14 protein-coding genes are annotated in these 12,813 nt (G+C 39.6%); 1 reads left to right on the top strand and 13 read right to left on the bottom strand.

Annotated features, from left to right (window positions below):
* Positions 1–29: 29 nt before the first annotated feature.
* The 10 genes from HMPREF1481_RS03615 to HMPREF1481_RS03575 all read right to left on the bottom strand — a co-directional run bounded on the left by HMPREF1481_RS03615 (position 30) and on the right by HMPREF1481_RS03575 (position 9,247).
* Positions 30–908 (bottom strand): F0F1 ATP synthase subunit gamma, encoded by an 879-nt coding sequence (locus HMPREF1481_RS03615; protein WP_016465717.1) that lies wholly within the window; start codon positions 906–908, stop codon positions 30–32.
* Between the two features lie 15 nt (positions 909–923).
* Positions 924–2,429 carry a F0F1 ATP synthase subunit alpha gene (atpA, locus tag HMPREF1481_RS03610; RefSeq protein WP_016465716.1) on the bottom strand — a complete coding sequence of 502 codons (1,506 nt, stop codon included), beginning with the start codon at positions 2,427–2,429 and terminating at the stop codon, positions 924–926.
* A gap of 14 nt (positions 2,430–2,443) precedes the next feature.
* The gene (locus HMPREF1481_RS03605) at positions 2,444–2,980 is read right to left on the bottom strand and encodes a F0F1 ATP synthase subunit delta (RefSeq protein WP_016465715.1); all 537 of its coding nucleotides are present in this window, start codon (positions 2,978–2,980) and stop codon (positions 2,444–2,446) included.
* Entirely contained in the window at positions 2,980–3,474 is a 495-nt protein-coding gene (gene atpF / locus HMPREF1481_RS03600) for a F0F1 ATP synthase subunit B (RefSeq protein ID WP_016465714.1), read from the bottom strand. The genes HMPREF1481_RS03605 and atpF overlap by 1 nt, the downstream gene beginning before the upstream one ends.
* 18 nt (positions 3,475–3,492) lie before the next feature.
* Complete coding sequence (atpB, locus tag HMPREF1481_RS03595) at positions 3,493–4,209, bottom strand: F0F1 ATP synthase subunit A (protein ID WP_006150950.1); 717 nt, start codon at positions 4,207–4,209, stop codon at positions 3,493–3,495.
* 32 nt (positions 4,210–4,241) lie between these two features.
* On the bottom strand, positions 4,242–4,442 hold the full coding sequence (locus HMPREF1481_RS03590) for a F0F1 ATP synthase subunit C (RefSeq protein WP_001054551.1): 201 nt from the start codon (positions 4,440–4,442) through the stop codon (positions 4,242–4,244).
* A gap of 226 nt (positions 4,443–4,668) precedes the next feature.
* Positions 4,669–4,980: a CHY zinc finger protein gene (locus tag HMPREF1481_RS10625; protein WP_016465713.1), complete on the bottom strand. Its 312-nt coding sequence runs from the start codon at positions 4,978–4,980 to the stop codon at positions 4,669–4,671.
* A gap of 13 nt (positions 4,981–4,993) precedes the next feature.
* Positions 4,994–6,280 carry a peptidase U32 family protein gene (locus tag HMPREF1481_RS03585; protein ID WP_016465712.1) on the bottom strand — a complete coding sequence of 429 codons (1,287 nt, stop codon included), beginning with the start codon at positions 6,278–6,280 and terminating at the stop codon, positions 4,994–4,996.
* Positions 6,281–6,402: 122 nt separating this feature from the next.
* The gene (locus HMPREF1481_RS03580; RefSeq protein ID WP_016465711.1) at positions 6,403–8,622 is read right to left on the bottom strand and encodes a ComEC/Rec2 family competence protein; all 2,220 of its coding nucleotides are present in this window, start codon (positions 8,620–8,622) and stop codon (positions 6,403–6,405) included.
* The gene (locus HMPREF1481_RS03575; protein ID WP_016465710.1) at positions 8,606–9,247 is read right to left on the bottom strand and encodes a helix-hairpin-helix domain-containing protein; all 642 of its coding nucleotides are present in this window, start codon (positions 9,245–9,247) and stop codon (positions 8,606–8,608) included. Before HMPREF1481_RS03575 ends, HMPREF1481_RS03580 begins: the two co-directional genes overlap by 17 nt.
* 228 nt (positions 9,248–9,475) lie before the next feature.
* On the opposite strand from HMPREF1481_RS03575, the gene ald reads away from it, so the two are divergent.
* The gene (ald, locus tag HMPREF1481_RS03570) at positions 9,476–10,588 is read left to right on the top strand and encodes an alanine dehydrogenase (RefSeq protein WP_016465709.1); all 1,113 of its coding nucleotides are present in this window, start codon (positions 9,476–9,478) and stop codon (positions 10,586–10,588) included.
* Between the two features lie 45 nt (positions 10,589–10,633).
* Here ald and HMPREF1481_RS03565 read toward each other — a convergent pair whose 3' ends face one another.
* From HMPREF1481_RS03565 to cvfB, 3 genes are all read right to left on the bottom strand, one after another.
* Entirely contained in the window at positions 10,634–11,620 is a 987-nt protein-coding gene (locus HMPREF1481_RS03565) for a PhoH family protein (protein WP_016465708.1), read from the bottom strand.
* 84 nt (positions 11,621–11,704) lie between these two features.
* Complete coding sequence (locus HMPREF1481_RS03560) at positions 11,705–11,920, bottom strand: YozE family protein (RefSeq protein ID WP_016465707.1); 216 nt, start codon at positions 11,918–11,920, stop codon at positions 11,705–11,707.
* Between the two features lie 8 nt (positions 11,921–11,928).
* Positions 11,929–12,783 carry an RNA-binding virulence regulatory protein CvfB gene (gene cvfB, locus HMPREF1481_RS03555; protein WP_016465706.1) on the bottom strand — a complete coding sequence of 285 codons (855 nt, stop codon included), beginning with the start codon at positions 12,781–12,783 and terminating at the stop codon, positions 11,929–11,931.
* Positions 12,784–12,813: the final 30 nt, after the last annotated feature.

Genomic DNA, 12,813 nt, shown 5'->3' with positions numbered 1-12,813 from the left:
CTAAGTTCATTCATTTTAGCAGGATGGCTTTATTCTAAAGCGCTAGCTCCTGCCACGATTTCTGTGATTTCTTGTGTAATCGCCGCCTGTCTGGCACGGTTATACTGAATGGTCAAATCATTAATCACTTTTTTAGCATTATCAGTCGCTGTTTGCATGGCTGTCATCCCTGCAGCATTTTCAGCTGTCTTGGCATCAATAATAGCACCATAAATCATACTTTCAGCAAATTGTGGTAGTAATTGATCCAAGATTTCTTCACGACTTGTTTCAAGATCAAAGGTCAAGCTATAGTTCTCATCTGCTTCATTTGGGTCCAAGTCCACAATTGGAAGCATCTGTTCTACACGCATTTGACTTGTCAGTGTATTAACGTGGTGGTTGTAACAAACATAGAGCTCATCAAAAAGTTCGTTTTGATACATTTCAATCGTTTTTGTAATAATCTTACGAACTTCATCAAAGCTTGGTTGGCTTGCAAGTCCACGCAATTCATAGATTGGTTGAATACCGCGTGATTTGAAGAAATCGGCTCCCATACCACCGATACAGATAACTTCAAAATCATCACCTGACGGATGGTATTCTTGCTGAAGTTCCATGACTGCTTTCAAGATTGAAGAATTATATCCTCCAACAAGACCACGGTCAGATGTAATGACGATATAGCCTGTTTTTTTGACAGGGCGACTGATCAACATAGGGTTAGTTGATCCGCCTGCACCATCTCCGTGGAGGATATCTGTAACTAGTTTACGCACTTTTTGTGCATATACTTGGAAGTTACGAGCTGCTTCTTCAGAACGACCTAACTTAGCTGCAGAAACCATCTGCATAGCGTTAGTAATTTGACTAGTATTTTTTGTTGAGGCGATTTTTGTTTTAATATCATTTAGAGATACTGCCATCTGACACCTCTATTCTTATTGGAAGCTTGATTGATTGAGAAACTCAGTAATCGCAGCATCCAAGACTGCTTCATCTGGCAAGTCTTTTGTTTCACGAATGGTTTCCAAAATCTCAGGATGTTGAGCATCAAAGAACATATGGAACTCTTCTTCGAAACGAACGATATCGTCTACAGGAATTGTATCCAAGAAACCATGGGTCAAAGCATAGAGAATAGTAACTTGTTTCTCAACAGGTAATGGTTTGTGAACGGGCTGTTTCAATACTTCTACAGTACGACGACCACGGTTCAATTTAGCCTGAGTAGCTGCATCCAAGTCAGAACCAAATTTAGTGAAGGCTTCTAACTCACGGTATGAAGCAAGATCGATACGAAGAGTACCAGCAACCTTCTTCATGGCCTTAATTTGTGCAGAACCACCAACACGAGATACAGAAGAACCCGCATCAATAGCTGGACGGATACCTGCATTAAAGAGACTATCACTTAGGAAGATTTGTCCATCCGTAATAGAGATTACGTTTGTAGCGATATAGGCTGAGATATCTCCGGCTTGTGTCTCGATAAATGGAAGAGCTGTAATAGATCCACCACCAAGTTCATCAGAAACTTTAGCAGAACGCTCAAGTAGACGACTGTGAAGATAGAAGACATCCCCTGGGAAGGCTTCACGACCTGGCGGACGACGGAGCAAGAGAGAAAGTTCACGATAAGCTACCGCTTGTTTAGATAAGTCATCATAAACAATCAATACGTGCTTACCTTGATACATAAATTCTTCCGCCATAGCAACCCCTGCATAAGGTGCGAGGAAAAGCAATGGTGAAGGTTGTGAAGCTGACGCTGTCACGACGATTGTATAATCCAAGGCTCCATACTGACGAAGTGTTTCTACTTGTGTACGAACTGTTGATTCTTTTTGACCAATCGCTACATAGATACAAATCATATCTTGACCTTTTTGGTTCAAGATCGCATCGATAGCGATGGTTGTTTTCCCTGTTTGACGGTCACCGATAATCAACTCACGCTGACCACGACCGATTGGAACAAGGGCATCAATAGCTTTCAAACCAGTTTGCAATGGTTCTGATACTGATTTACGTTGCATAACCCCAGGAGCTGGCGCTTCAACTGGACGAGTTTTGTTTGTGTCGATTGGACCAAGTCCATCTACTGGACGACCAAGTGGATCCACGACACGTCCAATCAAGCTATCACCAACTGGAACTTCCATGATTTTTCCTGTACGACGAATAGTGTCGCCTTCGCGAATATCTGTAAAGTCTCCAAGGATGATAATACCAACATCTGTTGATTCTAAGTTTTGCGCCATACCATAAGAGCCGTTTTCAAAAATCAACAACTCTCCACTCATGGCATTTTCAAGGCCATGAGCACGCGCAATTCCGTCCCCGATGTATGTTACAACACCAGTTTCAGTCACATCAAAATTGGGTTTGAAATTTTCAATTTGTTGCTTAATTAAAGCGCTGATTTCTTGTGCGTTAATTGCCAAAAGAACACCACTTTCTATTTCAAATTTTCCTTAACAACTTTAAGTTGTTGTTTAATACTAACATCAATTGTCTTGTGATTGGCGATAATGACAAAACCACCGATTAAACTATCGTCGATTTCTTCTTTAATGCTACGCACTTTTAAAGACATCTTTTTCTCTATAATAGGAAGTAGACGTTCTTTCTGTTCATCAGTCAGAGGATGAGCAGACATAATCGTTACTTCAAAACGATTCGTTTCTCTCTCAAGACGGTTTAAACAATCTACAATCACATCATAAAAAAGATATGAGCGATGATTGTACAACAGAACTTGAATGAAGTTTTGTAATAATGGCGATGCCGAGTCTTGGAAATAACTAACTGTTTTATCCTTATCAGACTCATCCACATCTACCTGAGCCAAAAAAGAAGTCAAATTTGTTTCTTCAGCGATTTGCTTGATTTGAGTCAAATCTGAAAAGATACGATCTTCTTCTCCTTTTTCAATCACCAATTGGACAAAAGGCATGCTGTATTTTTCAATTACCTTTACTGTCTTTTTGTCCATTAAGCTTCTCCTAGCTGATCGATATACTGATCAATGAGTTCTTTATGGGCATGACCGTCAAGGTTTTGTGAGATAATTTTTCCAGCTAGATTAACTGTCAAATCTGCTACCTCACCTTTAACGCTTTGTAAAGCTTCAGCTTTATTTTGAGCAATTTCTTGGTTGGCTTTTTCTTTTAAGCGCCCTGCTTCAAGTTTAGCTTCAGCCAAAATATCAGCTTTACTTTTCTCAGCTGTTTCCTTTGCATTCTCGATAATAGTTTTAGCTTCGGTACGGCTACCTGCTAACTCAGCTTCGCGTTTGCTAGCAAGTTCCTCTGCCTTTTTACGGGCTTCCTCGGCACCATCAATATCTGAAGAAATCTTTTCAGCGCGTTCATCTAAGACACTGGTAATATTTCCCCAAGCATATTTCTTCACTAAAAAGATTAATAAAAGGAAGGAACCAGCGATCAGAATAAAGTCACCAATAATGGTACTAATAGTTAAATCCATCTTCTAATCCTCCTCTACTTACTCTTCCCCTTCATTTATTTTTTTACCAATGTACATAGATGACAACATGGTAAATACATAGGCTTGAATACATGAAATGAAAATCGAAAAGGCTGTCCATAACATGTTTGCAATAAAGGCAAAAGGATACCAATACAAGGCATGTTGTGACAAGGCCAATAGCAATCCTGCTAAGACCTCACCGGCAAAAATATTTCCGTATATCCGAATCGCCAAGGAGGCAAAATTGGTGAACTCTTCTAAAATGTTCATCGGAGTCATGAAGCCAGGTGTAACAAATGCTCTCAAATATTCTTTAACGCCTCTACGACGAATTCCTTCTACATGAGCGATCAAGGTGATCAATAATGAGAGGGATAAATCGTATCCAAGGTTGGCTGTTGGAGAAGTCCACAAGTTATAACCGTTTGTTGTTTGTACCTTTGCCATTAAACCAATATTATTGGCAACCAAGATAAACAAGAATAGAGAAAATAGGAACAAGGAATAGTCCTTGATGTATGAATCTCCAATGTTTGGTTTTACAAAACTAACCACAAAGTCATAAATCATCTCAAGAGCATTTTGTTTGCCCTTTGGACGGATGGTCATTTTTCGACTTGCCCAGTAGACAAAGGCAAAAACCATCAAAACAGTTACAAGAGACATGGCAAGCAGGGTCAAATCAAAGGATATTGGTCCAATATTAACGGTTGGATTCAAACTTTCTTCCATGGTTTGACACCTCCATTTCTAAATAGAGTTGTCTATTTAATGACAAATGACATCGCTAGAGTTACAAAGAATGTTCCTTCGATAAAGGCGATCCCCATGATCATCAAACTACGCAATTGTGGAATGATATCTGGTTGGCGTGCTGCAGATTTGAACAAACCGTTCATCAAAAATCCTTCTGCAAGAGATACACCCATACAGGCAAGACATAGACCGAAAAATGTTAAATTCATGACGAATTCTCCTTTTTAAATAAATTTACTTCCCTAGTTTAGTCCTAAAATTTGCTTTTGTCAACTTTTTACTAGCATTGAAAGCGTTTCTAATCATTTATTTCTAATTTTGCGATTTTCATGACCTTTATATAGAAAATTTTAAGGACTTTTCATATTGTTTTCCTTTTCTTTCCCATTTTTCTGAAAGCAAAAACCCAGGTTTTACAACCTGGATTTTTTATCCTTATTTAAAATAATAGGAATGGTGACTCTTACAAGCTGGATTAAATGCAGCTTTACAATATGGACAGCTACTTTTCTTTGAATATTCCTCATAAGTTAAGGTTTTCTTACAAGAACCACATAAGATAGGTCTGTCCTCTTTTAGACTTAAAGGATAAGGAGTAAATGTGTGTGTTTCTAATGCATTGTGGCATTGATAACAAGCATAGTATTTACGACACTCATAGCATTGAAGTACTACGATGTCTTTATCAGTATGGTAATGAACACATCTGCTTTCATCATCTACCAGCAATCCCTGAGCTTGAACCATGATTTTTCCTTATCTAGGCACGAATAGTAACGCTTGTTCCATCTTCTTTATAGAGGTTAATCAGACCTTCTTTTAAAGCACGGACCATATCACCTGCTTGTACTGGTTGAGGAACCTTGATGGTCAAGAGTTCCATTGGGTTTGGTGCACGGTCGATTTTATTTCCTTTAGCATCATGAAGGTCTTCGATATAAGTTTCAAAATGGCGGAAACCTGGTCCGTAAAACTCAACTTGGTCACCTTCGTTGATAACGTTACGTTGGCGAATAGTTGCTGTTTGCGTCGCATCATCATAAGCTACTACTTCAGCAACAAACTTGTATTCTGGAATCTTACGGCGTGCTCCGAATAGTTGTTCGTTTTCAGATGGTGTTCCATAGTAGAAACCTGTAGCCAATTCACGTTGGGCAACCTTCCACATTTCATCAATCAAGTCTTGCTTGATTGCTTCAAACTTTTCAGGACTTTCAAGGTAAGCATCGACTGCAGCCTTGTAGCAGTTTGTTACTGTTGAAACGTAATGAATAGACTTCATACGACCTTCAATCTTCAAACTGTCCACTCCATTTTCAATCATATCTGGAATATGGTCAATCATAGACATATCAACCGCAGACATGGAGAATTCTTCAGGAATTTCTCCCTTGAGGCTCTTACGTTCTTTACCAAATGGCATATCATAAAGGTCATATTTCCAGCGACAAGACTGTGAACATCCACCACGGTTGGCATCGCGCATACTCATATGGTTTGAAAGAGTACAACGACCAGAGTAAGAAATACACATCGCACCATGTACGAATGCTTCGATTTCTACATCTGTACGTTTGCGGATTTCTGCCAACTCTTCCATAGAAACCTCACGCGCCAAAACAACACGCGTCAAGCCAAGTTCTTTCCAGAATTCTAGTGTTTCATAGTTGGTCGCACTAGCTTGTGTAGAAAGATGGATTTCAAGACCTGGTGCTTCAGTTGCCGCAATCATAATCAAGGCTGGGTCTGATACGATGACCGCTGCAATTCCGATATCACGCAATTTGCGGAACCATTCTCCAGCACCTTCTTCATTTCCCTCGTGCATAACCATATTAGCCGCTACATAAACCTTAGCGCCATACTTAGCCGCAAACTGAACTCCTTCTTCCATTTGTTCGAAAGTAAAGTTACCAGCACGGCTACGTAGACCATAGGCCTGACCACCGATAAAGACAGCATCTGCACCGTATTGAACAGCTACTTTTAGTTTTTCTAGTGTTCCTGCAGGTGATAAAACCTCAGGACGTTTCAAAGTTTTTGTCATGTTTTCTCCTATTTGCAATATAAAAGTTTGACACTAATCTTTACCATTTTATAGCAAAAAGGTTCTAAAATCAAGTTTTGATTGATTGTTTAGACAATTTTAATTTTCTTGAAAATCTAAGTTCAGCGAACTGTTTCTATTTTCCAAGTACTCCGCCCTTTAAAACGAATGGCTCCCTTTTGGTCCGTTTTGTAAATCGAATTCCCAAGTTCTTGGTTAACTGGATTACTATCCCCATATTTTTCTTTGTATGTTTTCTTCTTGTCTACCGAAATGACCGTGATTTTAGGTTGTAAGGTTTTGAAGACTTCGACATCATTCTTTTTCTTGGCTGTTTCCTGATAAGTTATCACTACATCTGCTTGGATTTTTGGATAAGACTTGGTTAAGAACTTCTCCTCTATATTTCCAGTAACTAGAAAGGTTTGATTTAGTAACTTTCCATACAAGACCATTGAGTCCTTTTCATCGCTATTTTGACTAGTGATTGTTTCCAAACTACTCCCAAAAATAAACAACTGCTGACCTGTTTTAATAGTAGCTACCTTGATTTTGGTTTCCTTGAGCTTATCCATAAATTCTCTTTTAGATAATGTTTCTTCAGTTACTAGGATCTCTTCAAGCTCGAAGGCTTTACTCATTTCTAACACATGATCTAACTGCTTAGTATCACTAGTTGTTAGCACAAGCTGATCAATCTTTGCAACTCCTCGACTTTTCAGATAAGGGATTAAACTCCGTTTGACATTGCTAGAGGAAACCCTCTCCTGCCAGGCTTCTTTCTTGTCACGTTCAGATTTTTCTCCTACATCTAGTAGTATGGTCTTTCCTGCTATGTCTCTTAGGAAAATACTTCGTCCCTGTTCCATATCTAGAACTGTGATTTCATTTTCTAGTGGATGTTTGGTTACTAAAAAGAATGAGATGGCAACTATGATAAGCATAGATATTTTTTTCACATTCTTTCGATAATCGTAGATGAGAGCTAAAGTAATCAAAAGAAGAATTAAAATCCAAAGACTCGGCTGACCAAAAACAAGAGCCCTCGTAGAAAGCTGAGCAATATAGCGTATGATGTTTTCTAGCCATTCAAAGAGAAAGTTGAACTGGGTGATGGGATATATAAATGATAGACAAAAGAGAATCGATAAGAGCGGCAACAGGACCATATCAAATAAGAATGAAAAGACAAATGTCAAGAGAATGGACCACGGTTGAAATTCTGAAAAATAAAATGATAAAATTGGCAGAATTCCCAAGGAAATAATGCAACTCTCTCTAACCAGACCTTTTATCCCTGCTACTTCCTCACCAGTCATGGTCAGGATAAAGGCATAGGCACATGAAAGTACTCCTCCAGCTGTTAAGAAGAAATTCGGCATGACTATGAACAAGACAAGGACTGTCATGGCAAAATTATCCAGAGACTTGATACCATGTTGAGCCAATAGCTTTTGTAGAAGACTACGAATAACAGAGGCTGAAAATCCTGTCAAACCTGCATAGACTAAGGAAAAGGGATAGGCTAGCCATTTGAACTTCTCTTGCGTCAAACCTAAACGCAAAAGTAACTTCTTGAAAGCATCCATGAAAAATCCGACCTGCATTCCAGATAAAGCAAAAAGATGAATAATCCCTAAACTGGAATAAAGTTCATTCATTTCCTCAAAGTCTGTGTCTAAATGTCCCAATAAAAGACCAGTCATATAGTTGCGCATGGGATCAGGGAAATTCCTTTTTATCCAGACAACTGCTTTTCTCCTTAAGCTTGATAGATTTTCTCCGATATCCCAGCTGGATGTTTTCTTTAAGTCGACAATTTCCGATATGGTCAAGGTCTGATAGATTCCTTGCGTTTTGAGATAATTTCGATAATCAAAACCAGCAAAATTGTTTGCGCCTTGAGGACTAGCTAACTTGCTTTTCACAGCCATTTCATGTAGTTCAGATAAGTCTTGAAATTTTTTCTTTTCAGCTTCTGACTGGAACTTATAATAGACCTGAAAGAGTCTACCATCAGCCTTGCCACGAAAAGACAAGCTATCACCATTTACCTTGATGGTGTCCGGTAAGACTCGGACTGTATCAACTGTATTGACTAGATGTTGACCAGCTTCTTCTTGCTGCCATTTTTGATATATAAACCAGCTACCAAATAGGACACTAACCAAAAGGACTTTGGTCACAGTCTTCCATGGAAATTGAAAAAACAGGCAGATCAGTAAAAAGACAAATCCCAAAAGTGCTAGCAAACTTGCTGAAAAGATAGCATAGTAGAGCCATAGCAAAAGAAAACTGAGATAGATTTTTGGAATGGGAAAACGACTAATCCACTGTAACATACTCTTTTAACTTTTCTATCGTTTTTGCACCAATACCAGAAACCTTTTTAAGCTCATCAACTGACTTAAACTTACCATTGGACTCACGATGGTCGATAATATCCTGAGCACGTTTAGCACCTAATCCTTTGACCTGTTTAAGTTCCTCTACACTGGCTTTATTGAGATTGACTTTCTTATTTTCCTTGTTGTTAGAGGTATTTGATTGTGATTCTTGACTGGTAGCTTCTTCCTTGGTCGGAACATAGACAAGCGCTTCGTCACTAATTTTCTGGGCAAGATTGATAGACTTACTATCAGCATTATCTGTCAGTCCACCAGCTTTTTGAACAGCATCATTGATACGACTTCCAACTGGCAAATCGTAAATCCCTGGCGATTTAACAGCCCCTTTGACATCGACAGTAATTAGATCTTGCTCTACCACTTCTTCCTTCTGATTCCCATCCTCCTTTTCATCCGTCGAATCCTTCGAAACAGTTGTAAATTCTGTCTGCAAATTACTTTCTTTAGCAGGTGTTTGAGCGACTGGTTTTAAGAGGAAAAATCCACCCAGGATCAAACCCAAACTAACACAGATGACAAAGATTTTATATTCTTTAATTTTCTCAATAAGTTCTTCCATATTTTCTCCTCTCTTAGCTTATTCGTAAGAGAAAGAAAAAACAGTCGAAAAATCTTTTCAACTGCTTACTGGTTTGAAAAATAGTCTACCTTGGTTACGATTTCTGAAAATAAGTTTACAAGTTTTTCTTGCAATTTAAAGCGGTTTCATATACAATAAAATCATCACAAAAACTCAAAAAAATGTGATATAAAACTGAAACTGTCTGATAGAAAGTGAGTTATCTTTATGCTAATTGGAATTCCTAAGGAAATTAAAAATAATGAGAATCGTGTTGCTTTGACACCAGCTGGTGTACAGAGTCTCGTTGGTCGTGGTCACCGTGTCCTCATCGAAACAAATGCTGGACTTGGTTCAGGATTTACAGATGCCAACTATGAAAAACAAGGTGCTGAAATTGTCGCTACAGCTGCTGAAGCTTGGGCTACAGAATTGGTTGTTAAAGTGAAAGAACCACTTGCTAGCGAATATCAATACTTGCGTGAAGATTTACTTCTCTTTACATACTTGCACATGGCTGCTGCTCCTGAATTGGCAGATGCTATGTTAGCAGCGAAAACAACTGGTGTCGCTTATGAAACTGTTCGCGATACTGAAGGACAATTACCTCTTCTCGTTCCAATGAGTGAGGTTGCAGGTCGTATGGCAGTACAAATCGGAGCTCACTTCTTGACGAAACAAGAAGGTGGATCAGGAGTCCTCCTCGGTGGTGTGCCTGGTGTGCCAAAAGGAAAAGTAACCATCATCGGTGGTGGTGTCGTTGGTACACATGCAGCTCGTATCGCTCTGGGGTTGGGAGCTCAAGTTACTATTCTTGATATCAGCGCCAAACGTCTAGCAGTCCTAGAAGACGTCTTTGGTCACCAAATCCAAACTTTGATGTCTAATCCATTTAATATCGAAGCAAGTGTGCGCGAAGCAGACGTTGTGATTGGTGCTGTCTTGATTCCTGGTGCCAAAGCTCCAAAATTGGTAACAGATGACATGGTTCAACAAATGCGTCCTGGTTCTGTCATCGTAGACGTTGCTGTAGACCAAGGTGGTGTTATTGCAACAGCTGATCGTGTGACAACTCACGATGAGCCAGTCTATGAAAAACATGGGGTTCTTCACTATGCCGTTGCCAACATTCCTGGTGCAGTTGCACGTACATCTACCATCGCCCTCACAAATGTGACACTTCCTTATATTGAAGCCTTGGCAGGAAAAGGCTTTAAGAAAGCGATTCTTGAAGATGATGGTTTACGTGAAGGTGTCACAACTTATCAAGGTCAACTGACTAGTCAACCAGTTGCGGAAGGCTTAGATCGTGACTACACTCCTATTAGTGAACTTGTTTAATAAGAAATTCAAAAAATTAGAGCAGTTTTTCAACTGCTCTTTTTCTTATTCAGTTTCTTCTTGGTTTTCTTCAGCCTTAACAGCTAGCGGTTCATAGGCTCTAATAATCTGAGCAACGACTGGATGACGAACCACATCCTTAGCTGAGAAATGTACAAAGTCAATCTGGTGAATGTTCTTGAGTTTTTCTTGAGCATCAATCAAACCTGACTTAACAGTCCGCGGCAAGTCAATCTGACTGATATCCCCATTGACAATCATTTTAGAATTAAATCCAAGACGAGTCAAAAACATTTTCATCTGCATGATGGTCGTATTTTGCGCTTCGTCCAAGATGACAAAGGCATCGTCCAAAGTACGTCCACGCATATAGGCAAGTGGAGCGATTTCAATGATTTCACGTTCCATGAGACGAGTCGTTTGGTCTTTTCCTAGAATCTGGTACAAGGCATCGTAAACAGGACGAAGGTAAGGATCTACCTTTTCCTTGAGATCACCTGGAAGAAATCCTAGACTCTCGCCCGCTTCCACTGCTGGTCGAGTCAAGATAATACGTTTGACTTGTCCACGTTTCAAAGCTGTTACGGCTAAAGTCACTGCTAGGAAGGTCTTACCTGTACCTGCAGGGCCAATCCCAAAGGTTACATCATGGTGCTTCACACTATCGACATAGAGTTTTTGCCCCAAGGTCTTCACACGAATTGGTTTACCTGTATTATCCTTGATGATTTCTTCTTCGTAAAGAGCGACAAATTTATCAATTTCATGATTTCGAACCATATTGATAGCTGTCACCACGTCAGGAGTTCCGACAGTCATCCCACGATTGACCAAGACCATCAAGGCTTGAATTACTTGCCGTGCTTCCTCACACGCAGACTCCTCTCCCAAGACCTGAACAATCTCTGTACGGGCATGGATGATGACATCTAACTCATCCTCCATCAAGCGAAGATGGCGTTCATTAGAACCAAAAAGGTGAAACAAGTCATCAGGATGACTCAGCTGAATATCTATTGAATGTTCCTTCAAATAAAGAACCTCTCTCATACTTTAATTTCTTTTTATTATAACAAAGGCTTTTAGAAATTGCTATCCCTAACATCCCCAGCAGGTTTAATGTTCTAAATATTCCTGCCAGATACGGTCAAAATCACCTAAGTTAAAGGAAAAACTAGCATGTTCTTCTAAAAAACGACTGACTTCATCAAAATCATCCGTATGTTTCGGAAAAGCTGATTCCTGAAAGGCTAGGTCGGCCAAGATAGCTTTGGGACTATTACTTTTAGGATTGCGTTCAGTCATAAGCCAGGTATAAAATGATTTTCTCATAAGCCTCCCTAAATCAACTCTGTACCAAACTGGTCTTGCTTAACCTTTCCAGCTTTCATTAATCCGCCGAGAGCTTTTTTGAACTGACCTTTTGAAATACCAAAAGTAGCCTTGATATCGTCAGGTGATGACTTATCGTTGAGAGTCATGAAACCACCATTGCTTTCCAAGTAAGTCAAGATCATCTGGGAATCATTTTCTAACATCTCAAAAGAGCGTGGTTTTAGTGATAGATTAAGCGTTCGGTCAACCTCACGGAAACCAATAACTCGCGCATCTAACACTTGTCCCAAACGCGGTTCTGCATAGCGCTCACTTGGATGGATAAATCCAAGCATGTTGTTCTCTGGTAGATAGACAAAAGTTCCTGATAGCTTAAGACGATAAACGATTGCAGGCCAATTTTGATTCTGCATGTTATTGTAAGCAGGACGTGCCAGTCGTTGGAAATCTTCCTGATATGCTAAGATTCCCCAGATACGATCTTTCTTATCTACTTCTAAACGAATATAAAGTTTATCGCCCTTCTTAGGCCAGAGCTCTTTGAGTTCAGGCAGGATATCAAGTGACACAACGATTTCCTTATCAGGAAGCCCTGTATCAACAAAAACACCCAAGTCCTTACGCACTTCTGTGACAGTTCCCCAACCAAATTGGTCCTGAGTTGCAGTCACTTCTAGAGTTGTCAAGCGTAATTTTTGCTTCATATCTGTGTAGGCAAAACCTTTGACCGTATCACCAACCGCATGCTGACCTTCTTCCTTAGCAAGAGCGTATGTTTGACCATCCTTTTGAACAAAGTAAAAACGGTCATTTTCATCGATGATAAGTCCAACGATAAAACTTGCAAGATTTGTATTCATGTTTCCTTCTTTCGAATAAAACTCAGCCAG

It is taken from the genome of Streptococcus sp. HPH0090 (genome assembly GCF_000411475.1).
In the GTDB taxonomy this organism is placed as follows: domain Bacteria; phylum Bacillota; class Bacilli; order Lactobacillales; family Streptococcaceae; genus Streptococcus.
Note: the sequence above shows the minus strand (reverse complement) of the source record. Positions and strands in the feature narration are given on the sequence as shown.

What these genes read in the sequence shown, in the direction of transcription:
- atpF (WP_016465714.1), bottom strand. Translation starts at nt 3,474, where the DNA reads ATGGATTTAACTATTAGTACCATTATTGGTGACTTTATTCTGATCGCT.
- HMPREF1481_RS03580 (WP_016465711.1), bottom strand. Translation starts at nt 8,622, where the DNA reads ATGTTACAGTGGATTAGTCGTTTTCCCATTCCAAAAATCTATCTCAGT.
- atpB (WP_006150950.1), bottom strand. Translation starts at nt 4,209, where the DNA reads ATGGAAGAAAGTTTGAATCCAACCGTTAATATTGGACCAATATCCTTT.
- HMPREF1481_RS03615 (WP_016465717.1), bottom strand. Translation starts at nt 908, where the DNA reads ATGGCAGTATCTCTAAATGATATTAAAACAAAAATCGCCTCAACAAAA.
- HMPREF1481_RS03590 (WP_001054551.1), bottom strand. Translation starts at nt 4,442, where the DNA reads ATGAATTTAACATTTTTCGGTCTATGTCTTGCCTGTATGGGTGTATCT.
- HMPREF1481_RS03605 (WP_016465715.1), bottom strand. Translation starts at nt 2,980, where the DNA reads ATGGACAAAAAGACAGTAAAGGTAATTGAAAAATACAGCATGCCTTTT.
- ald (WP_016465709.1), top strand. Translation starts at nt 9,476, where the DNA reads ATGCTAATTGGAATTCCTAAGGAAATTAAAAATAATGAGAATCGTGTT.
- HMPREF1481_RS03585 (WP_016465712.1), bottom strand. Translation starts at nt 6,280, where the DNA reads ATGACAAAAACTTTGAAACGTCCTGAGGTTTTATCACCTGCAGGAACA.
- cvfB (WP_016465706.1), bottom strand. Translation starts at nt 12,783, where the DNA reads ATGAATACAAATCTTGCAAGTTTTATCGTTGGACTTATCATCGATGAA.
- HMPREF1481_RS03575 (WP_016465710.1), bottom strand. Translation starts at nt 9,247, where the DNA reads ATGGAAGAACTTATTGAGAAAATTAAAGAATATAAAATCTTTGTCATC.
- HMPREF1481_RS03560 (WP_016465707.1), bottom strand. Translation starts at nt 11,920, where the DNA reads ATGAGAAAATCATTTTATACCTGGCTTATGACTGAACGCAATCCTAAA.
- HMPREF1481_RS10625 (WP_016465713.1), bottom strand. Translation starts at nt 4,980, where the DNA reads ATGGTTCAAGCTCAGGGATTGCTGGTAGATGATGAAAGCAGATGTGTT.